We start from the raw sequence: 24958 nt of genomic DNA on the forward strand, positions 1-24958 counted from the left end.
GCCAGCTCCTGTTGCGATATATGAAGCAATCTCAGTTGTGGCAATCTGGTGGCTGTTACCTTCTGATCTTTTGGGACTTACTCTCGTGTTTTTACTCTTATGTGGATTTGCCACGTCCTGTCTCCTAGCAATGATCGATTCGCGTATGTTTACTCTATAAAATGAAATAGCTATACAATTTGTGGTAGGGTTCAATCAAAAAAGGTTCATTGTGGGGAGAGCAGGATTCGAACCTGCGAAGACGTAGTCAACGGAGTTACAGTCCGTCCTCGTTGGCCGCTTGAGTATCTCCCCTTTTAGATATTATTATAATGAACTTAAAAATTGTATCAACAATTTTTTATTGTTTTTTAGCTAAGAGTAGTTCTTAAAATTACAACTTACTGATTACAAACTAACTGCTTTAGTTAATTAAAATCCATCGTTTTTTGTTGTAAAAAACAACCCTTTTTTACTAAAGGTTTGCGAATATACAAAGTTTTTAGAAATGTCCTAAAAAAAGTGGTAAATTTTTTTAAACAGATTGATTTGTGCTTAAAAAATAAATCGAAAACTTCTCATTGCAAGTCTCTGTTGCGAGATAAGAAACAATTTCAGACGTGGCCATTTGTTGGTGGTAGGTTCACTCTTTACGTACTCTTTATTGGTAACACGCTCTACAAGATCTGTCTAAGAAAGCAACATTTCTCCTAATTCTTTAATAGGAACTTTATCATAGGTTTCTTTAGAACAAAAAAATCCATCATATATATTGAATTTTTATATGATGGATCTCTAGTTTGAAAATGCAGCTATGAAATTAGCTATTTTTTGATTGAAAACTATTTGAACAGTAAAAGTTGTCGAGACATAATTATTACCATGCTCTTTCAATAAAAACAATACAGTGCCATTTGATTTTAGTATTATTTTTAGAAGCCTTCTAAAACGATTTTCCCTTTTGCTTTTCCTGTTTCTAAAAAAGCGTGAGCTTTCCTAAGGTTTTCTGCAGTAATAGTTCCGAAATTTTCACCTACTGTAGTTCTTATAATGCCCTTGTCTATCAATGCTGACACTTCATTTAAAATGTTGTGTTGTTCTATCATATCTTCCGTTTGAAACATAGAACGTGTAAACATTAACTCGATATGTGTTGACACTGATTTCCCTTTAAATGGCATCACATTCATTACCTTAGGATCATCAATAAATCCGAATTTACCTTGTGGTTTTATCAACTTTACAATTTCATCTACGTGCTGTTCTGTAGCATTTAAACTTACTACATATTCTGGTGCAGGAAGATTGTACTTTTCAAACTCTTCACTCAATTTATGTCTGTGATTAACAACTGTATCCGAACCTAATTCTTGTAACCAAGAAGTAGTTTCTTCACGAGAAGCCGTAGCAATAATATTCAGTTTTGTTAGTTTTTTAGCTAATTGCACTAAAATAGAACCTACTCCACCAGCAGCACCAATAACTAAAATGGATTTGTTGGCATCGTCTTTAGAAACTTGTAATCTGTGAAACAACATTTCGTACGCTGTTAATGAAGTTAATGGTAAAGCTGCAGCTTCCACAAACGATAAACTTGAAGGTTTTTTACCTACAATACGTTCATCTACCACCTGATATTCGGCATTACTTCCTTGACGTGTAAGATCGCCTGCATACCATACTTCGTCACCTACTTTAAAAAGGGTAACATCTTCCCCTACTTGTGTAACAATTCCTGTAGCATCCCAACCAATTACGCTCCAATTTTCATTGGGAGCTGGTCTGTTTGCTCTAATTTTATAATCAACAGGATTCACTGAAATGGCTTTTACTTCCACTAATATATCTCTGCCTGTCGCTTTTGGTTTTTCTATTTCTATGTCTTGTAAAGAATTTACATTGTTTATAGGTAAATTCTGTTTATATCCTACTGCTTTCATGTTTGCCTTGTTTTTTAAATGATTTATAGTATTGTAAAAAATTCGTTTTCGGGTAATCTAGATTTTGATGTTATCAATAGAATTAAAATTAGATGTCTTTTTATATCCTAAAGAAACAGCCATTAAAGCTGTATTCCCTTTTCTATTAAGCCAAATTCTTTATTTAACGCTTTTACATCAATCCCTTCCATTAGGTATCCTCCATTTGGAATATCTGAATTTGTATGTTTTAATTGATTTGATTCAAATCATAGGACAAAAGTACATAGACAACATTATAAATTTAATGTATATAAAAAGGGAATACAGGTATAAATAAAGGTTTATAGGCAAGTTATTCTTTTAAATACAGATAATTTACTTAATTTTGACATAAAAATGAGTCAAAATGAACATCATTGAAGCTTACAAACCTTTTGAAATACAAGAAATCGAATTAGTAACCTGGAAACAACGCCCTGTAAAAAACAATTTTTTCGAGCTGGTATTGGTAAAAAGTGGTTCAGGTACCCAATGTATTAACTATAATGAATTGCCTTATAGCAAAGGAAGTATCTTTTTACTACCTCCTTTAAAATGTCATTCATTTACTATTGAGCAACCTTCAAAATTTGTTTTTTTAAAATTTAATGATTCATTTTTTAAACATAAGAATACAATTACTATTGATAGAAATGAATGGTTTAAAGAAGCTTCCTATATTCTTTCAAACTACAACCAATTACCTGGTGATATTATTAATAGCGACATCGATAGAAATCATGTGTCTAGTTTAATTGAAATGATTTTACAAGAATCAAGAAATTATGGAGCCTCTTCTATCAATTTAATTACTAGTTTAATGACAGGCGTTTTAGAAGTACTTATTAGAAATATTAAAAAAAGTACTTATTTTGAAATTCCTAATAATTCAGATGATAGAATCACAAAAATGCTCACTTATATCAATGAAAATATAGATAAAACTGCCTTGCTTAAGGTTGAAAATTTAGCAGAGGTTTTTATGATGTCTCCTACCTATGTGAGTGAATTTTTTAAAAAACAAGTCCACCTGTCTTTAAGAGAGTATATTATCAAAGCAAAACTAAAACTTGTTGAAATTCGTTTGCTAAACTCCGACTTTACACTGACACAAATTGCAGACGAGTTAGGATTTACAGATGTGAGTCATTTATCGAAAACCTTTAAACGCTATGCAGGAACGTCTCTTCGTGAGTTTAAAAATAATGGCGAATATATGCTGTTAAAACGTGCTTCTTGCACACCCACTTTAAACGTTTAAACGATTCTTTAAATATAAACATTACAGTTTTCTTATATCAAAAACAGATAGAAAACATATATATTTCTAAAAACAGTATTTTTTCTACGGATGCTCTTTGAAAACATAGCTGCTTGCTATATGAATATTTTTCTATTTTACAGAGGTTTCTTAACTGTATAAGCAACTATCAATTTTGTTTATTTATGCATTTATAAATGTTTGTTAATAAAAAGAATGAACATTCATTTTCACAGTATCTTTGTATCAGAATTTAGAATATATGGCACAGCTTCAAAAAAGTATCGATAAAAAAAAGGCTTTGGTAAAAGCAACAATTGAATTGGTAAACAACAATGGTTTTCATGCAACCCCAATGAGTAAAATTGCAAAAATGGCCAATGTTTCTCCAGCAACTATTTATTTATATTTTGAGAATAAGCAAGATTTACTCAATCAAACCTATATAGAGGTAAAAGCAGTTTATACAGAATATGCATTTGAAACTTATAAAGAAACAATGTCGGTTGAAGCAGGTTTTGAATTAATTTGGAAACGAATCGCCAACTTTAAGTTGCATGAATGCGAAAATGCTATGTTTTTAGCACAATGTGACAACACACCCATTATTGATGAAACCAGCAGACAAGAAGGAATAAAACATTTACAGCCTTTACTTGATCTTTGGACACGTGGTAAAAAAGAGGGCATTATAAAACCAATATCCGAGTATCTTTTATATGCTTATGCCATTAATCCGTTATCATTTTTAATGATGACACAAAATCGTGGATCCTTTGTTTTAAATAAAACACATATAGATCAAGCATATAAAGCTGCTTGGGATAGTATAAAAATTTAATATACGGAATTCAAAAAAATAGTACAAACACTTGTTATCCAAAGCCAATTTAACAACGATTAAAGCAATAATAAATAATTAACATTAGCTCAAATAATAGTACACACAAAAAATCACAAAATATACAATAAAACATATGGAATTATTAGACAAATTAAACTGGAGATATGCTGCAAAAGCCATGAATGGAGAAAAAGTAGCTGAAGATAAAATTGATAGAATTTTAGAAGCTGCACGTTTAGCACCAACATCAAGTGGATTACAACCTTTTGAAATTATCGTAATTAAAAATCAAGCAATTAAAGAAGAAATAAAACCAGTGGCTTGGAATCAATCTGTAATTACAGACTGTTCTCACCTACTCGTTTTTGCTGCTTGGGATACCTATACAGCAGAGAGGATTAATCACATGTTCGATTTAACCAATGAAATTCGTGGTTTTAAAAACGAAGGTTGGGAAAATTACCGTCAAACGTTATTAAATGCCTATCCTCAAAAAGATGCAGAAGAAAACTTTAACCATGCTGCAAAGCAAGCCTATATTGCTTTTGCAAATGCAATTACTGCAGCTGCATACGAAGGTGTAGATGCAACTCCTATAGAGGGGTTTGATGCTACAGCTGTAGATACCATTTTAGGATTGCGTGAAAAAGGTTTACGAAGTGCTGTTTTGTTGCCAATAGGCTATAGACAAGAAGATAAAGACTGGCTAGCCAACTTGGTAAAAGTTAGAAAACCTATGGAAGAGTTAGTAACCGTTATTGAATAGTACAAAGATTTTAAGAACAATAATTAAAAAGAAAAGAAGATGAACAATTTTGAATTTAAAAATCCTACTAAAATAATATTTGGAAAGGATACCATTAAAAATATAGCCAATGAAATTCCTACAAATGCCAAAGTATTATTGTTATATGGAGGTGGGAGTATCAAGAAAAATGGCATTTACGACCAAGTAACAACTGCTTTAGCAAATGTAGATTTTATTGAGTTTGGGGGAATTCCTGCAAACCCAGAATATGCTTTATTAATGGATGCTTTAAAGGTAATTAAAGACGAAAAAATAACCTACTTATTAGCTGTTGGTGGTGGTTCTGTAATTGACGGAACTAAATTTTTATCTGCTGCAGCTTTATATGAAGGTGAAACTCCTTGGGATATTTTAACCAAAAATATTAGAACAGAAAAAGGAATGCCTTTTGGAACTGTATTAACATTACCAGCTACAGGTTCCGAAATGAATTCTGGCGCAGTTATTACAAGAAAAGAAACTAAAGAAAAGCTAGCAATGGGTGGTCCAGGCTTGTTTCCTGTGTTTTCGATACTAGATCCACAAGTTATTAGCTCTATTCCACAACGCCAATTAGCAAACGGATTAATGGATGCTTTTACGCATGTTTTAGAACAATATATGACCTATCCTGTAGAAGCATTGTTACAAGATCGTTTTGCAGAAAGTATTTTACAAACCATTATTGAAGTAGCTCCGAAAATTTTAAAAGATCCAACAGATTATAAAGCTGCTTCTAATTTTATGTGGAGTTGTACCATGGCTTTAAACGGATTAATCCAAAAAGGAGTTCCAACAGATTGGGCAGTTCATGCAATGGGTCATGAATTAACAGCTTTATTTGGTATAGATCATGCTCGTACTTTAGCAATTATTGCACCTAGTCATTATGAGTTTAATTTTGACGCTAAGAAAGAAAAATTAGCACAATATGGTGAACGTGTTTGGAATATTACAGAAGGTACTCTTGAGGAAAAATCAAAAGCAGCTATTAAGAAAACAGTAGCATTTTTCCATGAAATAGGGATTGATACTAAATTATCTGATTATACAAAAGATTATGAAGGAACTGCTGAAAAAATAGCAAAACGTTTTACAGATCGTGGATGGTTAGGTTTAGGAGAACATCAATCTTTGTCACCAGATAAGGTTGAAGAAATTGTTAAAATGGCTTATTAGATTTTCAATTATTAGTGCATATTTTAAAAAGGTTGTCTTAAAAAGGCAACCTTTTTTTTTGTTTGTTATTTTCTTCTAAATTCTTAGTTCTATTTTCTTTACTCTTTGCTCTTTATTTTTGTCCTATTTTCCTTGTTCTTTACTCTTTGCAATTCTCTCTTTATTCTTCTCCATTGATGAATATTGAATCAAGTTCAGCACAGATTTTACAAAAAATATATACTTATTTATCTTTCTTTATGCGCTACTCTTTGCTTTTTTTAAACAAAAAGAAATATATTTATAGGCTTATAAACCACAAGGCTTACTATAAGATACATCCATGGAAATTAAAGAACTCAACCAAAAATCTAACATTCAGCAACATAAAAAACTGATGAGTGCGTATACACAAATCAACAATCTTTTATTAGCATTGGAAACACAAGGACTTCCTGATGAAATTGTCATTTTTATCAACACTAAAATTGATCACATAAACGCAATTTCTAATTCAGAAAAAGAAATAAAAAAAGAACTTAGAAAATCGCAATCAAGTATGCTACTTAAAATTGAAAAAGAGCTTAAACTGGTACCCAAAAATTATTATAGAAATACTTGGTTGGCAATTGGTATGGCTGCATTTGGAATTCCTTTGGGTGTTGTTTTTGGTGCAGCCCTTGGAAACATGGGCTTTTTAGGAATAGGTTTGCCTATAGGAATGGTGATTGGATTAGCTGTAGGTACTCAAATGGACAAAAAAGCATTTGAAGAAGGTAGACAACTTGATCTAGAAATAACATAAATTTTTAAGTTCATATCACCTTAATCAAATTAAAAAAAATATAGGCAACTTTTTTAACGATGTAAACGTCTATATTGTAACAGTTTAATTTTAATGAGTGTCAAATTAACAATTCTGATTATTTAAACATCAATAAACCAAATATAAATCACCTACCAACTCTTACACCTAAATGAAAACAAACATAGTCGTATTTATCCTATGCATTCTATTTTATTCTTGTAAAACAAAGGAGCAAACAGCAACTGAAACTGAAATTATTGTGATTGGAACTCAACATAAACCTGTTCCTAATTTTAATCCAGAAATACTTTTCAATATCTTAGAAAACGTAAAGCCAGATCTTATTTTGCTTGAATTGGATTCCATTAAATTCACATCTGACTTTAGATTGAAAGAAGTAAGAGAAAATGAACTTATAGCTGCTGAAAAATATCGATTGAAATATCCGAAAACTAAATTAAGACCTTTTGAGTTTGAAGGTAGAAATCAATATAGAATTGATCATGGAATGCGACCTACAGATGGATTAACATTAAGATTTGTAGACAGTTTATACAAAGCTGATTTATTAACCAGCTCAGAAGCCGAAATTTTTAAAGCGTATCAAGATGCTTTAGATCCTTTAATTGACATTGCAGCCCAAGACCCTAAAGAGTGGAATAATACTATAGGAGATAGCTTATGTGAACATCGTCAATTTTACCAATACAAAATGATTCCAAAAATTACTAATTCACGAGAAGAATTTGCTCATAAATTTATTACAAAACCAAATGGAGAAAAGATAAGTTATAGAGATGGCTACCAACTTTGGGCTAATTTTTGGGATCTAAGAAACCAAACCATGGCTAAAAATATCATGACAATTTCAGAAAAAAATAAAGGCAAAAGAATTGTTGTCTTGTGTGGATTTATGCATCGATATTATATTTTAAAAGAGTTGAAAAGACTTACTAAAAACAAGAATATTGTTTTAAAAGAGTACTATAATCTTTAAAAACGTTTTTTATATCAACCTTAAAAAATATATCATTACACTTAGTTCGTTACTTAAAATCTGAAAACCAATGAAGAAATATGTATCTATAATTTTGACGTTGTCTCTTGTAAAACTAATTATTCAATGGTTAGGAAATCGAAATTACGGGTTCCATAGAGATGAGTTACTTCATTTATCTGTAAGTGAACATTTAAGTTGGGGATACATGGAGTTCCCTCCTTTTATAGCTTTCGTAGGGAAAATATCTTATTGGCTTTTCGATTACTCTTTATTAGGAGTTCGCCTTTTCCCAACGCTTGCTGGAGTTGGTATTTTAATTGTATGTTGTTTAATTGCGAAAGAACTCGGTGGTAAAGCAAAAGCGATTTTTTTAGCAGGAATTTGCATTTTAGCATTTCTTCCATTTTATAGAAATCATACATTATTTCAGCCTGTTGCCTTCGACCAGCTTTTCTGGACACTTGGTTTTTACTTTATCATCAAATTTATGAATTCGCAACATAAAAAGTTCCTGATTCTTTTTGGAATCACTTTAGGTTTAGGGTTGATGAATAAATATACGATTATAGTTTGGGCATTTGGTGTGTTTATTGGGTTGTTTTTTTATCAAAAAGGGAATCTGTTTAAAAACAAATGGCTTTACATTGCTGCATTGTTCACATTTCTTATTTTATTGCCTAATATTTTTTGGCAAGCACAAAACGACTTCCCAATTTTAAAACATTTACAAGCGTTAAAAGACCATCAACTTGATGACATACACCCCATGGATTTTGGTCTTGAACAATTAGAATATCCTTTTACGCTACTTATAAGCCTTGTTGGTTTAGTGGCATTATTGGTGGATAAAAACTTAAAAAAATACAAAGCAATTGGGGTTGCTACAATTGTAATTTTTGGTACAATGTGGTTTCTTAATTCCAAAGCCTATTATGTATTTGCTATATATCCTGTTCTGTTTGCAAGTGGAGCCGTTAAAATTGAGGCATTATTTCTTAAAAAACCAGTTTGGGTGTATGTAATTGCTTTGATAACATTAGCACCTTCTGTATTTTTTATTCCAGAATTAACACCAATACTACCTATCGAAAAATATGTTACATATGCCCAACTAGAATCCGAAAATGGACGATTTGAATTGAAAGGTGATTATGCAGATATGTTTGGTTGGGAAACTCAAGTACAATTGGTAGATAGCGTTTATCAATCTTTAAGTGTACAAGAAAAAAACAACTGTGTGTTATGGGCAGAGAATTATGGTGAGGCTGGAGCTCTTAAAATAATCGGTAAAAAATACAAGCTACCAAATCCAATAAGCAGACATGGAAGTTTTTGGACTTGGGGTTTTGGAAATAAAAATGCAGACGTTTGGATTAGTTTAGGAAATGAAAAAGAATCTGTAGAATCTGTCTTTGAAGAGGTGGAATTAGTTAAAATTATTACTCACAAATATGCCATTGGAGAAGAAAATGGGATTCCTCTTTACATTTGTAGAAAACCAAAAGTTGATATTGAGAAATGGTGGAAAGATTATGAAGACCATATCTTTGATTAAACTATATCAACTTAATAATTCGTGGTTTTTAAAGCAATTCCTTTTGATAGAGAGAATTATAGGCTAGATTATTTTCATTAGCACTTATCTACTTTCCCTGAAAAACACTCTTAAAAAATATTTTGCTAACAAGAAAAATTACAACTTTAAAATTGTTATAAATTTAAAGGGTACTTTGCTCCTGATTGTCGTTCATCAAAAACGCTTTTTATTACATTTCTGATAAACAATTTTCATATAAAAAATAAAAAAACTGAATCTCTTAAAAATTAAGCTGTGATTAAATCAAAAGAAATTTTAATTCCTGTAATTACCATTCCTGTTCCAATAATGGCAATAATTAAACCCATTATTTTACCAATTACAGAAATAACGTTATTCCCAACAAGTTTCACTATATAATCGCTTGCTCTAAACGTTAAATAAGTAAGAATACTCATAAAACCAAAAATTCCAATCACTAAAAAAATCTGAATTGTTTCTACATTAGATACAAAATTCATCGCAGTTACAATAGTTCCTGGCCCAGCTAAAATAGGAATCGCCATTGGAGAAACAGCAATATCTTCTTCTGTATTTACACTATCTAAACTTTTTACGTTCGATTGTTTTGACTGTAGCATTTCGAAACCGATAAAGAATATCAAGATTCCACCTGTAATTTTAAAGGCAGGAATGCTAATATTAAAAAGTTCGAAAATATATTTTCCTAACAAGACAAAAACAGTCACAATAATAAAAGCAATAATATTTGATCTTTTATTAATATCTCTTTTCACTTTTTTGTCCATTCCTTGTGTCAAAGACACAAAAACTGTCATGTTAGAAATTGGGTTGGTAATCGCAAAAAAACCAGTAAACACAGTAATTGCGAATGTTATTAAGTTATCCATTTTCTTTAAAAATTTTGAAGCTGCAAAAGAACGTAATTATCTAATCTTCTGAGCCTTTTTATTTGCTTTTTTTTGCGCAATTATAAAGATATTAATATTTCTTATAAAAACACCTTTAACGAGAGGATTATTAAACCTTTAGCGAATTTACATCAACCAAAAAAAAGTGTAAATACTGTATAAAATTACTCAAACATTACACTAAAATAGTAGTTCCTTTACTCGATTTATTTTTTAGTTCATCAAAATAAAAATCAATTCTACCTAAATTAATTCCATAAGCACCAACTTGATTCACTAAAACATTTTTATCATCTAAATTTTTAACTAAAGTTGGTTTTGGTAAGAATGTATGGGTATGACCTCCAATAATTAAATCGATGTTTTTCGTGTTTTTCGCCAAATTTAAATCGGATATTTTCTTAGCATCTCTTTTATAATTATAGCCTAAATGCGATAAACAGATAATTAAATCGCAGTTTTCTTCATTTTTTAGTTGATTGGTTATCTCTTGAGTAACTTCTATCGGATCTAAATACGCTGTTTCTTTGTACATTTTTTTACTAACCAAACCTTCTAGTTCAATCCCCAAACCAAATATGCCGATTTTAATTCCGTCTTTTACCATAATTTTATAGGGTTTTACATGCGTGTCTAAAACCGTGTTTTTAAAATCGTAATTGGCAGAAACAAAATCGAATTTTGCATTTGGTAATTGTTTGTATAAACCTTCAATGGAGTTGTCAAAATCATGATTTCCAATCGTGGCAACATCATATTTTAACATGCTCATGAGTTTAAACTCCAGTTCGCCACCAAAATAATTAAAATAAGGAGTTCCTTGAAAAATATCACCAGCATCTAATAACAAGGTGTTTTTATTTTCGCTGCGAATTTGCTCAATTAATGTAGCTCTTCTTGCAACACCTCCTTTATTTGGGTTTCTGTTGTGGTTTGGCTTAAAAGGTTCTATTTGACTGTGTGTATCATTGGTGTGTAGAATTGTAATATGACGTTTTTGTTGCTCCGTAAAAGAAGGTAATGTCAATCCACCAATCATTGCTAATGCAGATGCGCCTCCAAGTTGTTTTATAAAATTTCTTCTTTTCATCTTATTCAATTGTTACACGATTATCAATAGAAAACTTTAAAGTATCGCTTTTTTCGAAATAATCGATCACAGCATCTCTTACTTTATAATTGAGATTTGTTAATTGCTCTGGATTTTTAAAAAACACCATACCATCTCCACCCGTTTGTAAATAATCGGATGTTAATACTGCATACGTTTTATTTTTATCAAACTTTTCGCCATTGATTTTTAAATCGTACCCATTTTCTTTAATCCGTAAATTTATATTTTTTGATAAAGGATGTGCACTTTGATTGCGAATAAAATAATTGATTAACTCCTCAACTTTATCTCCTGAAAGATTTACTACCACAAGTTCATTATCAAAAGGCATTAATTTAAAAGCACTTTCTTTGGTAACATTCCCTGCTGCAATGGACGCTCGCAAACCACCATTATTAAACATCGCAAAATCTATTGTAGTAGCTGTTTTTTCTTTAAACATTGGGTTTGCCATTTCCACACATAAATCTGCCATTAAATTACCCAAACTACTTTGCATTTGAGTACTTTGTTTTGTTAAATCGATAGTTGTGTACGTTAAAACTCGTTCCATTTCGCCTATTAATTTTTCTTTATAAGGCGTAATTACATTCTCAATTTCTGGTGATGCCATTAGTGTGCTATCAATAGTAATATTTTTAGCGGTAATTTTTGTGAGGGTTCTGTCTGTTTTTTTGCAAGAAGTAACTAAAAAAAATAGACAGATAAAATAGATTGGTTTCATGAATTGTTTTTAATTGATAAAATAATGAATTAGACTACACTTCCTTTCTTAAAACCTCTAAAGGCGGACTTTGCAAAACCGATTTTAAATTGCTCAAACCAATAACTACCACTAAAATTGTAATGGCTGGTAAAAACACTAAAAACGGAATTCCTGAAGGAATAAAAGGTTCTTTAAAAATAAAAATAGCTAATAATTGACTTCCAAATAAGGATAATAAAATACCTGTTAAACTCCCTAACAATCCTAAATACACATATTCTAAGGCTGTTATTTTTAGAATTTGTTTGCTTTTTGCGCCCAAGGTTCTTAACAAAACACTTTCTTTTATTCGTTGATATTTGCTGTTTCTCACAGAGCCAATCAACACAATAAAACCTGTTAAAATGCTAAAAAATGCCATAAAGTTGATGATCCAAGATATTTTATCTAAAATATCTTCTACAATCGTAAATACTTGACGTAAATCTAAAATAGTAACGTTTGGAAAGTTTTTCACCAAATCTCTTTGCAAGGCAGCAGAACTTTCTTCAGTGGGTGCATAGGTTGTCATCACATTAAATTGAGGTGCTTTTTCTAAAACACCTGTTGGAAACAAAATCATAAAATTGACTTGCATACTGCTCCAATCTACTTTTCTGATGCTTCCAACTTTGGTTTCCATCAAAACACCTTGAATGTTAAAAACAACATCATCACCTATTTTTAAATTTCCATCTTCAGCTAAATTGTCTGCAATAGAAATTAATACTGGTTTTTCTGCAGTTACTTTTCCAATAAATTCGCCTTCTAATAATTCCTCAGTTTCAGTCAACTCACTTCTGTAAGTAACTCTAAATTCACGATTCAGCATCCATTTACGCATGTTTACAGTCGTGTCTTGTCGTATTTCATTGGCTGTTTTTCCACGAATACTTTCCATTCTCATGGTAATGATTGGAATGTTGTCAATAACTTCTAACCCTTTGCTTTCAAAATTTTGCACCAATTGTTTTTCCTGACTGCTTTGTACATCCATTAAAATGATATTCGCGTCTGTCTTTTTATTTTCGAGTGATGTTTTTGCAAGTAGAATATCTTTGGTAAAATACAACGTACTAATTAAAAACGTCCCCAAACCAATGGCTAAAACCAACACCATAGTTTGGTTGTTGGGTCTGAATAAATTCAACAAACTTTGTCTGCTTGTAAATCCCCAAGAAGTTGGAAAAAACTTTTTAATCAATTTGATAAACAAACTGGCAACACCTGCCATAATTGCAAAAGTCACAAAAATACCCAATGTAAAAACGAGTCCATTGATTGCACTTTTTAACATCCAAAAAGAGAATAAAAAGATAAAAAGTAAAATAGCTAAAAACACTAAAATTCGTGCTTTTTTAGGTTTCTGTTGATTCTCTTCTTGCCCTCTCAAAACCTCTAAAGGCGATACATACCAAGTACCCAAAAGAGGTAATAATGCAAATAAAACAGACATTAAAACACCCAAAATAATCCCCATTAAAATAGGTTGAAACGATATAGAAACATCTACACTAAATGGTAAAAACTCCTGTAAAATATAAGGAAAAGCAAATTGCAAACTAATTCCTATGAGCGCTCCAATAATGCCTCCAATGAAACCAATGGCTATAATTTGAATCAAATAAATTAAAAAGGATTGTTTTCTAGAAGCACCTAAACATTTTAAAACAGCTACGTTTTTTAATTTCTCTTTAATGTAAATATGCACAGAACTAGCAATTCCAATACAGCCTAACAACAAGGCTATAAATGCCACTAAATTTAAAAATTTACCAACATTATCATACCTTCTTCCAAGGTTTCTGCTGGTACTTGTATGGGTATCTAAATCAGCATTTTCTGCATCTAAAATTGGATCAATTTTCTTATCTAATGCCTCTAAATCAATCGTAGTATTTTTAAAAAAATATTGATATTCTTTTCTACTTCCTAACTGTAAAAGATTGGTTTGTTCTAAAAATCGAAATGGAATTAACACTTGTGGAGCAACAGAAGAAGAAATTGCTGTACTACCAGGAATCGATTTTAAAGCACCAATAATAGAAAACGTTACATTTCCTAATTTTATAGAATCGCCAGGATTTAAATCATATTGCAACAACAAAGTAGCATCTACCAAAGCACCTCCTAATTCTTGGTAGTTTTTTCCTGCATTTTCAGGAACTGTCGTTAAACTTCCATAAAAAGGAAAAGCACCTTCTAAGGCTCTAACTTTTACCAACTTTGTGCCTTCATTTTTAGGAAAAGCAGCCATAGACACAAAATTGACTTCAAATGCATTTGCACCTAAAGAATCAATAATTTTCTGTACTTTTTCAGATGGTTTTTGTTTGCTATCAATAATAAAATCAGCACCCATCAAGGATTTTGATTGTTTTTTAATATTGTCTTTTAAATTATCGCTAAATAATTGAATGGAAACAACAGCTGCAATTCCTAAAATAATAGACGCCATAAAAAGCATCAATCTAGTAAGACTCGCTTTTCCATCTCTCCAAGCCATTTTTAAAAGCCACTTAAAATTTAAATTACTTTTGCTCATTAAATATTGGCTGTTTTTTCGTTAGCAATAATCTTCCCTCCTTTTAAGCGTAAAATTTGTTGTGTTCTGTTTGCCAACTCTAAATCGTGTGTAATAATAATCAACGTAGTTCCAGCTTCTTTGTTTAATTCAAACAACAATTGAATTACTTTTTCGCCAGTTTCTTCATCTAAATTTCCTGTGGGTTCATCAGCAAATAAAATAGCAGGTTTGTTAGAGAAGGCTCTTGCCAAAGCTACTCTTTGTTGCTCTCCTCCAGATAATTGTGTTGGATAATGATGCAACCTGTCTGCCAAACCAACTTTGGTAAGTAATTCTTTTCCTACTTTTGCAGCATTTTTATCACCTTGTAATTCCAAAGGCACAATTACGTTTTCCAACGCTGTTAAAGTGGGTAATAATTGAAAATTTTGGAAGATAAAACCAACATTTTTATTTCGTAAAGCTGCACGTTCATCTTCATTTAAATCTCCTAAAGAAGTTCCACATAATTCAACAGTTCCAGAAGTTGGGTAATCCAACCCTGCACACAACCCTAAAAGCGTAGTTTTTCCACTTCCTGATGGACCAACAATTGAGAAGATACTTCCTTTTTCTACTTCGAAAGAAATATTGCTAATTACTGTTAATTTTTTAGAACCACTTGTATAAGTTTTCTCTAAATCATTAATCTTTAATATCTTTGACATTCACAATTTTTTAATTAAAAAAAGTTCCTTTTGGCTTTTCCAAAAGGTTTTTATTGACTAGTAATTCCTATAAAAACGGGAATTTAAACAAAATAAGCTAATGCTGAAAAATAATCAATTGCCTTTATATATCAACAAGAGAAAACAAACTATTTTCTTAAAGTTATGTTATTTTTCTATGTTGATGTTCTTGCTTTCCTGCAAAACAGAAGCTCCAAAACAAGAAAATTCTTCGAGTAATATACCTACAAAAACTGAAACAAAAAACACTCCACAAACCACCACAAAAAGAATTGTTTTTTTTGGTGATAGTTTAACTGCTGGATATGGTTTAGACGATGTTGAAGATGCGTTTCCTGGAATTATACAAAGTAAAATTGATAGTTTAGATTTACCATATACTGTTGTAAACTCAGGAATTAGTGGCGAAACAACTGCTGTTGGAAAAAACAGAATTGATTGGGTTTTGAATCAAGAACCAGATATTTTTATTTTGGAATTGGGTGCTAATGATGGTTTAAGAGGTGTTAATTTGAAGGATACAAAAAGCAATTTACAGTTTATTATTGATGCTGTAAAAGAAAAATATCCAGCAACAAAAATTGTATTGGCTGGGATGCAAATTCCACCAAATATGGGACAAGATTATGCTACAGAATTTAAAAACATTTTTCCAGAATTGGCAGCAAAAAACGATATTGCACTTATTCCATTTTTATTAGAAAATGTTGGTGGTATTTCTAGTTTAAATCAGTCAGATGAAATTCATCCTACAAAAAAAGGGCATAAAATTTTGGCTCAAAATACTTGGGAAGTTTTAAAGCCAATTCTATAAATTCTTAGGATTTTAAAATATTTATCAGTAATTTGTATCTAAAAAAAGGAAATGGACACCTATTTTGTTATTCTATTAATTGTTGGTATCACATCTCTTTTTGCGAGTTTTTCTCCAATAATTTTAAAACGTTTTAAGATAAGTTTTACCATTCCATTACTTTTTTTAGGAGCCATTTTATATTATTTAAAAGCACCTTTACCTTGGCCAGATCCTATTTGGAATGAGAGTTTAACCATCCATTTTTCTGAACTTGTGGTTATTATTAGTTTGATGGTTGCAGGATTAAAAATTGGTTTAAATTATTCTTGGAAAGAATGGCGAAATCCTTTACGTTTATTAGGCATTACAATGCCTTTGTTTATGGTTGCTGTTTTTTTATTTACCTATTATATCTTAAAATTTGATGGGCCAATTTCACTTTTATTAGCGGCAGTTTTGGCACCTACAGATCCTGCTTTAGCTTCTGAAATTCAACTAAATAAAAAACAGTCAGCATCTTCTAAAAATGTAGGAATTCAATATAACCTTACAGCAGAAGCAGGTTTAAATGATGGTTTGGCATTTCCTTTTATATTTTTAGCAATTGTTTGGTCTAAAAACGGCTCTTTGGGAGCTGAACAATGGCAAGAGTGGCTTAGTTTCTACCTGATTTATAAATTAGTAATAGGTATTTTAATGGGTATTATTATTGGGTTTTTATACAGTTATTTTACTAAAAAATTATCCAATGATAATAATCGGAAAATACATCAAGCTTTTGTGGCGATTTCGTTAACCTTAATTTCTTATGGATTGGCAGAAATTTTAAATTCTTATGGCTTTTTAAGTGTCTTTTTTGCAGGTTTATTTGCACATTATCATCAACATCAAAAAAATGAAAAGACAGAAAGCGAACCAAGTTTAAGTTTTATAGAAAACATAGAAAAATTTCTTATTATTTTTTGGATTATTTTCTTTGGAGGATCAGTAATGGCAGGAATTTTAGATTTTATTACCACAACAAGTTTACTTTTTTGTTTTGGATTGGTGTTAATTTTAAGACCACTTTTAGGCTATATCAGTTTTTATAAAACCGATTTAACACCAAAGAAAAAACTAGCAATTTCATTCTTTGGAATTCGTGGAATTGGCTCTGTTTTTTATTTATCGTATGCAATAAAACATGGTAATTTTCAAGATGCAAATCAGCTGTATTCTATTGTTGCCTTGGTTATTTTAATTTCTATTATTTTACACGGATTTACAGCTAAAAGAATGATTAATGCTTTTGATGATATTGAAAAAAAGAATTCATAATTTATGAAATCATTCTTAAATCTTCAGTAAAAATATATCAGTAAGTGTATCTTTGTACTCGTTATTGTAAAATTAAAATCCTTTTACGTATGCCTTTCAAAAAATTACATCCTCATTTAAAAGATGTACTTGAAAATTCAGAAATTTCATTTCCTACAGCTTTACAAAAAGCAAGTATTCCTACCATAAAAAGTGGTGCGAATGTTTTTTGTATTGCTCCTGAAAATAGCGGAAAAACTACCACTTTGTTATTAACAACATTAAACAAATTAAAGTGTGAAGCTGTTGGTATTGCTCCAAGAGCCGTTGTTTTAGTAGAAAATAATGACAACGCTTTGCAATTGTTTGATACTTTTGTAAAGTATACAAAAAGAACCTCTTTACGTGTGTATGTTGCTGATGAAAAACAACATATAGATTTGCTAAAGTCAGAAATATTTGAAGGTGTAGATATTTTAATTTCCACCCCAAAAATAATGAATAAGTTGCTTTTACTAGAAGGTTTAAACACCACTCAGTTAAAGATTTTTAATATTGATGATGCCGATTTTTTAACAAAAAACACATCTACATCAGATTTAATGTTAATTACACAAAGCATCCATAAATGCCAATTTGTAATGTATGCAGAGAAAATGCATCCTACATTAAAACGTTTTGAAAACTATTTTATGCAATATGCTAAAACAGTTTCTATTTAAATCTTAAGATTTACAAACCACAAAAAATTAACAATTTTGATTCCGAAATTACATTATATCTCTGAAGGAAATTCTCCAAAAGAAGTTTTAGAAAACATACAAAAAGCCTGTACTTCTGGTATTGAAATTGTACAGTTAAAATTAGACACTATTTCTGAAAAAAAGTTTTTAAAATTAGCCAATGAAGTGAAAGAAATTACCACTCATTTTCAAACAAGATTGGTTATTAACAAACATTATAAAATTGCTAAAGAAATAAAAGCAGATGGTGTTCATTTAGATAAAAACCACTCCTGCCCTATTGAAGCAAGAAAGCACGTTTATACTTGGCAAATTATTGGTGGCTCTGCAAACACTTTACAAGATTGTGAAACCTTATTGAAAAAACAAGTAGATTATATAACTTTAAGTCCATTTAAAAATTCAACTGAAGAAGAAAATTCACCAAAAGCCTTAGGTTTAAATGGTTATACATTAATTACAGAAGCATTACATACAGAAACACCAATTTTAGGATTTGGAGAAATTACAACAAACGATGTTTCAGCAATTTTAAACACGGGTATTTCTGGCATTGCTGTTTCAGAAGAAATTACCAATAATTTTGATATTATAAAAACATACAATCAATTATTAAAGGCATCATCAACAGAAGAAAAAAGACACACTTTTTGAGTTTTAAAAAATAAAAATAATGGAAATCGGAAATTTATTATACGATTATTTACTAAAAACTGGACTATCAGAAAATACTGCTAAGTATTTAAATATGTTAGTTCTACTAGCGTTTACAATTATTGCAGCGTTTTTAGTTCATTATATTATTAGAAGAATCCTATTGTCTTTTTTTACAAATCTATCTTCAAAGACTAAAACCAATTTTGATGACTTGCTTATAAAAAATAAGGCACCAAAAAATATTGCTCATATTATTCCACTAATATTTACTTTAAATTTAATTCCTGTAATCTTTAAAGATTTCCCTTATTTTGAAAACTTTGTGCTTAAAAGTTTTTTAGTCTTTACCATTATTTTAGTTATTTGGATTGTAAGGAGTCTTTTAAATAGCATCAGAGATTTTTTAAAAACAATACCCAATTTAGGAGATAAACCTATAGATAGTTACATTCAGGTTTTTATGATTTTTGCTTGGGCAATAGGTATTTTGTCGGCTTTTGCAATTATTACAGGCATCGAGTTTATAAAATTTATTACCACAATTGGTGCAGCTTCTGCAGTAATTATTTTAATTTTTAAAGACACAATTTTAGGATTTGTTGCCAGTATTCAAGTTTCCATAAACGATATGGTTCGAATTGGAGATTGGATTACTTTTGAGAAATATGGAGCTGATGGAGATGTTACTGAGATTAATTTATCAACAGTAAAAGTCCAAAATTTCGATATGACCATTACTACAATTCCTACTTATGCTTTAATCGCTGATTCCTTTAAAAATTGGCGAGGAATGCAAAGTTCTGGTGGTCGAAGAATAAAAAGATCTGTAAATATTAAGTTAGACAGTATTCATTATGTTACGAATGATGAATTAGATTCGTTTAAAAAAATTCAATCAATTACCACGTATTTAGAAAATCGCCAAGAAGATATTGATGCTTATAATACAAAAAATAACATCAACAAAGAGCTCCTTTTAAATGGTAGAAACATGACGAATATTGGTGTTTTTAGGAAATATATAGAAACGTATATCGAAAATCATTCTGGCACAAATAAAGAAATGATGATTATGGTGCGTCAATTAGCACCAGATACTCAAGGAATTCCGTTAGAAATTTATGCCTTTAGTAGTGATAAACGTTGGCAAAACTACGAATATATTATGGCCGATATTTTTGATCATGTTATTGCTGCTGTTCCTTATTTTAATTTAGAAATTTTCGAATTGCCAAGCAACTCTAGTTTTGTGCAAAGAAATGAGGAAGGAACTATTACTGATAAAATCGATTTAGAAGACGAATAAAATTACTTTTAAAATCTTATTTTTTATTCTTTTCTTCGGATAAAAACTTAAAGAAATCGTTTTAGAAATAAACGAAGTTTTATCAATCTTAACAGACAGTAAAAAAGTATCTTCGCGCGCATTATGTGGATGTATTTAGGATTATTATCGGCGCTTTTTTTAGGCTTACATAGTTTATGTAAAAAACACGCTGTTCAAGGAAATGAAGTTTTACCAGTTCTTTTAGGAACTTTATTAGCAGGCTTTTTAGTATTTATTCCGTTTTTTATTGGCTCAGTTTACAATCCTGAATATTTTCAAAAAATAGGGTTTTACATTACACCAATTTCTATACAAACACATGGTTTTATTTTTATAAAATCGATAATTATGACTGGTTCTTGGGTTTTAGCCTATGCAGCTTTAAAACATTTGCCAATTACCATTGTAACTCCAATTCGTTCAGCTGGCCCTTTTTTCACCTTTATTGGAGCTATTTTAATTTATGATGAAAACCCAACCTTTTTACAATGGCTTGGTTTTTTCTTGATTATTTTTTCAGTGCTATTATATTCTAAAATCGGCAAACAAGAAGGCATCAACTTTAAAAAGAATAAATGGATTTTTGCCATCATTGGCGCTACTTTTTTAGGAGCTTCCAGTGGTTTGTATGACAAATTTCTGATTCAGAATTTAACGTTGAATCCACAAACATTACAGTTTTGGTTTTGCTTTTACACCATTTTAATTTTACTTATCATTTTATCGATTACTTGGTTTCCGAAGAAAGAAAAACGAAAAGCTTTTAAATTTCGTTGGACAATTATTGCTGTAGGAGTTCTTTTACAAACTGCAGATTACTTCTATTTTAAAGCCTTACAAGATCCTGATGCATTAATTATGCTTTTATCTGCCATTAAAAGAAGTCAAATTATTATTGCTGTGGTTATTGGTGGTTTGTTATTTAGAGAACATAATAAACGTAAAAAATTAATTCCTTTAGCTGGTATTTTAATAGGAGTTTTTCTGATTTTATATTCATAAAGTCAAATTGATGTTTTATAAATCATTCTAGAAACTTAATTGATATAATGAAAGTCTGTCTAAACTTCACAAAGGTTTTTTAAAACTTCCAATTTATTGATAAACATCTTTCTTACAAATTGTTTATTTCTCTTTAGAAACTGCATACATACTTATCAATCTTAATTTTAAAAAAAAAGCTAAGTATCTTATTAATAAAGTTTTGTTAAATAAAAGAATGAACGTTCATTTTTACGTATCTTTGTATCAGAATTTAAAAAAATGGCACAACTCAAAAAAAGTATCGAAAAAAGAAACGCACTCATAGAAGCTACAATAATGCTTGTAAATAATAGCGGTTTTCATGCTACACCCATGAGTAAAATTGCAAAAATGGCAAACGTATCGCCTGCAACTATATATTTATATTTCGATAATAAACAAGATTTGGTGAACAAAACCTACATACAAGTAAAAGAAGCGTATACAAAATATGCTTTTGCTACGTATTCAACAGAGATGTCTGTAGAAGAAGGGTTTGAAAATATTTGGAAGAGAATTGCCAATTTTAAATTAAAAGAAGTAAAAAATGCCCTGTTTTTAGCACAATGTGACAATTCACCTATTATTGATGAAACAAGCAAAGAAGAAGGAATTAAGCATTTACAGCCTTTATTAACCCTTTGGGAAAGAGGCAAACGTGAAGGAATCATAAAACCGATTTCGAATTATTTACTGTATGCTTATTCTATAAATCCTTTATCATTTTTAATGATAAATCAAAAAAAAGGCGTTTTTCAATTAGATAATTCGCACATAGAAGATGCGTATAACTGTGCTTGGAATAGCATTCGTATTATTAATTAATCATAAATTATAAAAAAAGAAAATGGAATTATTAGAAAAATTAAAGTGGAGATATGCAACAAAAGCCATGAATGGTAAAAAAGTATCACAAGATAAAATTGATAATATTATAGAAGCTGCAAATCTTGCACCTACTTCTAGTGGTTTGCAACCCTTTGAAATTATGGTGATTACCAATGATGAAATTAAAGAACAAATTAAAAAAGTAGGTTGGAATCAATCTGTAATTACAGAATGCTCTCATTTATTCGTTTTTGCAGCTTGGGATACATATACTGCAGAAAGAATCAATTATATGTTCGATTTAACCAACGAAATTAGAGGTTTTAAAAACGAAGGTTGGGAAAACTACAGACAACAATTGTTAAATTCTTATCCACAAAAAAGTGCTGAAGAAAATTTTCAACACGCTTCTAAACAAGCCTATATTGCTTTTACAGCTGCATTAACAGCAGCTGCTTTTCAAAAAGTAGATGCTACACCTATGGAAGGTTTTGACGCAGATAAGGTTGACGAAATATTAAACTTAAGAGAAAAAGGCTTACGAAGTGCAGTTTTATTACCAATTGGTTATAGAGATGCTTCAGAAGATTGGTTGGTAAACCTAGAAAAAGTTAGAAAACCAATCTCAAAATTAGTCACTGAATACAAATAAAATAGAAATCTTAAATTAAAAAAATAAACACCATGAAAATATTATTCGTATTAACATCACATGATAAATTAGGAGAAACTGGAAAGAAAACTGGTTTTTGGGTAGAAGAATTTGCAGCACCTTATTATACGTTGTTAGATAAAGGCGTAGAAATTATAGTAGCAACTCCAAAAGGAGGAAAAGCGCCAATTGATCCAAGTAGTGATACTGAAGATGCAAGCACAGAAGACACCAAACGTTTTCATAACGATGCAAAAGCGCAAGACTTAATTAACAATACGCATAAACTTGCAGAGATGAATCCTACAGATTTTGATGCAGTTTTTTATCCAGGAGGTCATGGACCTTTATGGGATTTAGCAAACGATGAGCATTCTATTACGTTAATAGAAACTTTTAACAAATTAGAAAAACCAATTTCTTTTGTATGTCATGCTCCTGCAGCTTTAAAATATGTAAAAGGCAAAAATGGAGAATCTATTGTAAAAGGTAAAAAAGTTACTGGTTTTGCAAATAGCGAAGAAAAAGCGGTTGATTTGGTTGATGTTGTTCCTTTTTTAGTAGAAGATATGTTACAAGAAAATGGAGGACAGTATTCTAAAAAAGAAGATTGGGCTGAATATGTTGTAAAAGATGGTAATTTAATTACAGGACAAAACCCAGCTTCTTCAAAATTAGTTGCAGAAACATTATATAACCTTTTAAAGTAAGCAAATTATAAATTTTATTTACACACGAAGCCTATAAGAAATTATAGGCTTTCTTTTGTTGATTATGTAATATTCCTGTTGATTAATCTTAACAAAATTAAACAAAACCTTATCTTAGCATCACTAAAAAGACCCTCTTAAATTTGGAACAAATAAAAGCGTATTTAGATAAAGTTGCCAAAATTTCTCAGAAAGATTGGGATTTTTTCACCTCTAAATTACAAAGAAATGTCATTCCTAAAAAGACAATTTTCTTAAAAATTAATGAGGTAGAAAATTATATTTCTTTTATAGAGTCTGGTGTTGTTCGTTTATTTATTCCTAAAGAAAACCCTGACAAAGAAATTACATTTGGTTTTAGTTTTCAAAATCAATTTATAAGTGCTTATGATTCTTTTTTAATGCAAAAACCTTCTTTGTATCAATTGGAAACCTTAACAGAAACATCGCTTTTAAGTATTACGTATGCAGATTTGCAAGAAGTGTATCAACAAACTCAAATTGGAAATTTAATAGGACGCTTAACAGCAGAACGTCTTTTTTTAATCAAATCTAAAAGAGAACAAAATTTGCTAAACTTATCAGCAGAAGAACGTTACATGAATTTATTTAAAGAAAGACCTGAACTTATAAAAGTAATTCCTTTAAAATATATTAGTTCTTATATTGGTGTTACTGCACAAGCTTTAAGTAGAATTCGCAAACGCGTTTAATTGATTTAGGTTCATTGTTTACTAGTCTATATCAACTTACCTTTGCATAAAAAATAAATGACAATAATTATTTTTGTATTGATACTTTGGTATGGAGGTTTATTTTTCCAGTCCTTTTTTTTACACAGATATGCTGCACATCAAGTATTTACGATGTCTAAATTTACAGAACGTATCACCTTTATTTTAACGTGGCTTTTTCAAGGTTCTAGTTATTTAAGTGCTTATGGTTATGGTATTATGCACAGAATGCATCATGCTTATACAGATACCGAAAAAGATCCTCATTCACCTTCTTTTGATGATAATTTATTTGCGATGATGTGGAAAACAAAAACCATTTATCAAGATATAAATGATCAAAAAATTGAAGTTGATCAAAAATTTACTAAAAACGTTCCTCAATGGAAATCTTTTGATGCTTTTGCAAGTTCTCGTTTTTCTAGACTTTTATGGATTACTTTTTACGTTCTCTTTTTCGCTTATTTTACAACAGCTTTATGGCAATGGATTTTATTACCAGTCGCACTTTTAATGGCGCCAATTCATGGAGTTATTATCAATTGGTTTGGTCATATTTATGGGTATGTAAACTTTAAAATGAAAAACACGAGTAAAAACCTTTTTCATTTCGATTTTTTAATGATGGGAGAAGGGTATCATAACAATCACCATAAACACGCAACAAGCGCAAATTTTGGCGTAAAATGGCAGGAAATTGATATCACTTATTTAATTATAAGAGTTTTAGACTTCTTTAAAATTATAAAACTGAAAGCAATTCCTGTAAAAAAGTAATTTAAAGTAATTTTAAGATTGATGGAATAAACTT

At 30.3% G+C, this 24958-nt stretch carries 24 protein-coding genes and 1 tRNA gene; 18 read left to right on the forward strand and 7 right to left on the reverse strand.

Annotated features, from left to right (window positions below; genetic code table 11):
- Nucleotides 1–212 precede the first annotated feature (212 nt).
- Nucleotides 213–294 (reverse strand) — tRNA-Tyr (locus LPB03_RS03075).
- Nucleotides 295–911: 617 nt separating this feature from the next.
- The gene (locus LPB03_RS03080) at nucleotides 912–1919 is read right to left on the reverse strand and encodes a zinc-binding alcohol dehydrogenase family protein (RefSeq protein ID WP_065319331.1); all 1008 of its coding nucleotides are present in this window, start codon (nucleotides 1917–1919) and stop codon (nucleotides 912–914) included.
- Nucleotides 1920–2307: 388 nt separating this feature from the next.
- Here LPB03_RS03080 and LPB03_RS03085 point away from each other — a divergent pair, with 388 nt between their 5' ends.
- The 7 genes from LPB03_RS03085 (at nucleotide 2308) to LPB03_RS03115 (ending at nucleotide 9353) form a co-directional block, all read left to right on the forward strand.
- Entirely contained in the window at nucleotides 2308–3201 is an 894-nt protein-coding gene (locus LPB03_RS03085) for an AraC family transcriptional regulator (RefSeq protein ID WP_065319330.1), read from the forward strand.
- 262 nt (nucleotides 3202–3463) lie between these two features.
- Entirely contained in the window at nucleotides 3464–4042 is a 579-nt protein-coding gene (locus LPB03_RS03090) for a TetR/AcrR family transcriptional regulator (protein WP_065319329.1), read from the forward strand.
- Nucleotides 4043–4178: 136 nt separating this feature from the next.
- Entirely contained in the window at nucleotides 4179–4811 is a 633-nt protein-coding gene (locus LPB03_RS03095) for a nitroreductase family protein (RefSeq protein WP_065319328.1), read from the forward strand.
- Nucleotides 4812–4850: 39 nt separating this feature from the next.
- On the forward strand, nucleotides 4851–6011 hold the full coding sequence (locus LPB03_RS03100) for an iron-containing alcohol dehydrogenase (protein WP_065319327.1): 1161 nt from the start codon (nucleotides 4851–4853) through the stop codon (nucleotides 6009–6011).
- Nucleotides 6012–6333: 322 nt separating this feature from the next.
- Nucleotides 6334–6795, forward strand: a complete 462-nt coding sequence (locus LPB03_RS03105) for a hypothetical protein (protein WP_065319326.1) — start codon at nucleotides 6334–6336, stop codon at nucleotides 6793–6795.
- 172 nt (nucleotides 6796–6967) lie between these two features.
- Nucleotides 6968–7795 (forward strand): hypothetical protein, encoded by an 828-nt coding sequence (locus LPB03_RS03110; protein WP_065319325.1) that lies wholly within the window; start codon nucleotides 6968–6970, stop codon nucleotides 7793–7795.
- A 70-nt stretch (nucleotides 7796–7865) separates the two neighbouring features.
- Nucleotides 7866–9353 (forward strand): ArnT family glycosyltransferase, encoded by a 1488-nt coding sequence (locus LPB03_RS03115; RefSeq protein WP_065319324.1) that lies wholly within the window; start codon nucleotides 7866–7868, stop codon nucleotides 9351–9353.
- Between the two features lie 269 nt (nucleotides 9354–9622).
- Here the strand turns inward: LPB03_RS03115 and LPB03_RS03120 are convergent, their stop codons facing one another.
- From LPB03_RS03120 to LPB03_RS03140, 5 genes are all read right to left on the reverse strand, one after another.
- Nucleotides 9623–10246 (reverse strand): MarC family protein, encoded by a 624-nt coding sequence (locus tag LPB03_RS03120; RefSeq protein WP_065319323.1) that lies wholly within the window; start codon nucleotides 10244–10246, stop codon nucleotides 9623–9625.
- Nucleotides 10247–10442: 196 nt separating this feature from the next.
- A complete protein-coding gene (locus LPB03_RS03125; protein ID WP_065319322.1) occupies nucleotides 10443–11357 on the reverse strand; it encodes a bifunctional metallophosphatase/5'-nucleotidase in 915 nt (304 codons plus the stop codon).
- Nucleotide 11358: 1 nt separating this feature from the next.
- On the reverse strand, nucleotides 11359–12105 hold the full coding sequence (locus LPB03_RS03130) for a 5'-nucleotidase C-terminal domain-containing protein (protein ID WP_065319321.1): 747 nt from the start codon (nucleotides 12103–12105) through the stop codon (nucleotides 11359–11361).
- 34 nt (nucleotides 12106–12139) lie between these two features.
- A complete protein-coding gene (locus LPB03_RS03135) occupies nucleotides 12140–14671 on the reverse strand; it encodes an ABC transporter permease (RefSeq protein WP_231953130.1) in 2532 nt (843 codons plus the stop codon).
- Nucleotides 14671–15360: an ABC transporter ATP-binding protein gene (locus LPB03_RS03140; protein WP_065319320.1), complete on the reverse strand. Its 690-nt coding sequence runs from the start codon at nucleotides 15358–15360 to the stop codon at nucleotides 14671–14673. The genes LPB03_RS03135 and LPB03_RS03140 overlap by 1 nt, the downstream gene beginning before the upstream one ends.
- A gap of 100 nt (nucleotides 15361–15460) precedes the next feature.
- On the opposite strand from LPB03_RS03140, the gene LPB03_RS03145 reads away from it, so the two are divergent.
- The 11 genes from LPB03_RS03145 (at nucleotide 15461) to LPB03_RS03195 (ending at nucleotide 24924) form a co-directional block, all read left to right on the forward strand.
- A complete protein-coding gene (locus LPB03_RS03145; protein WP_065319319.1) occupies nucleotides 15461–16195 on the forward strand; it encodes an arylesterase in 735 nt (244 codons plus the stop codon).
- Between the two features lie 51 nt (nucleotides 16196–16246).
- Complete coding sequence (locus LPB03_RS03150; protein ID WP_065319318.1) at nucleotides 16247–17494, forward strand: cation:proton antiporter; 1248 nt, start codon at nucleotides 16247–16249, stop codon at nucleotides 17492–17494.
- Nucleotides 17495–17583: 89 nt separating this feature from the next.
- Entirely contained in the window at nucleotides 17584–18195 is a 612-nt protein-coding gene (locus LPB03_RS03155; protein ID WP_065319317.1) for a DEAD/DEAH box helicase, read from the forward strand.
- Between the two features lie 36 nt (nucleotides 18196–18231).
- Complete coding sequence (locus LPB03_RS03160; RefSeq protein WP_170324213.1) at nucleotides 18232–18870, forward strand: thiamine phosphate synthase; 639 nt, start codon at nucleotides 18232–18234, stop codon at nucleotides 18868–18870.
- 19 nt (nucleotides 18871–18889) lie between these two features.
- On the forward strand, nucleotides 18890–20179 hold the full coding sequence (locus tag LPB03_RS03165; RefSeq protein ID WP_065319315.1) for a mechanosensitive ion channel family protein: 1290 nt from the start codon (nucleotides 18890–18892) through the stop codon (nucleotides 20177–20179).
- Between the two features lie 123 nt (nucleotides 20180–20302).
- On the forward strand, nucleotides 20303–21202 hold the full coding sequence (locus tag LPB03_RS03170) for an EamA family transporter (protein WP_065319314.1): 900 nt from the start codon (nucleotides 20303–20305) through the stop codon (nucleotides 21200–21202).
- 261 nt (nucleotides 21203–21463) lie between these two features.
- Nucleotides 21464–22048, forward strand: coding sequence for a TetR/AcrR family transcriptional regulator (locus LPB03_RS03175; RefSeq protein WP_065319313.1), 585 nt, complete (start codon nucleotides 21464–21466; stop codon nucleotides 22046–22048).
- Between the two features lie 22 nt (nucleotides 22049–22070).
- Nucleotides 22071–22703 (forward strand): nitroreductase family protein, encoded by a 633-nt coding sequence (locus LPB03_RS03180; protein WP_065319312.1) that lies wholly within the window; start codon nucleotides 22071–22073, stop codon nucleotides 22701–22703.
- A 32-nt stretch (nucleotides 22704–22735) separates the two neighbouring features.
- The gene (locus LPB03_RS03185; RefSeq protein WP_065319311.1) at nucleotides 22736–23413 is read left to right on the forward strand and encodes a type 1 glutamine amidotransferase domain-containing protein; all 678 of its coding nucleotides are present in this window, start codon (nucleotides 22736–22738) and stop codon (nucleotides 23411–23413) included.
- Between the two features lie 143 nt (nucleotides 23414–23556).
- Nucleotides 23557–24126: a Crp/Fnr family transcriptional regulator gene (locus LPB03_RS03190; protein WP_065319310.1), complete on the forward strand. Its 570-nt coding sequence runs from the start codon at nucleotides 23557–23559 to the stop codon at nucleotides 24124–24126.
- A gap of 57 nt (nucleotides 24127–24183) precedes the next feature.
- The gene (locus LPB03_RS03195) at nucleotides 24184–24924 is read left to right on the forward strand and encodes an acyl-CoA desaturase (RefSeq protein WP_065319309.1); all 741 of its coding nucleotides are present in this window, start codon (nucleotides 24184–24186) and stop codon (nucleotides 24922–24924) included.
- Nucleotides 24925–24958: the final 34 nt, after the last annotated feature.

This window comes from Polaribacter vadi, assembly GCF_001761365.1.
Classification (GTDB): domain Bacteria; phylum Bacteroidota; class Bacteroidia; order Flavobacteriales; family Flavobacteriaceae; genus Polaribacter; species Polaribacter vadi.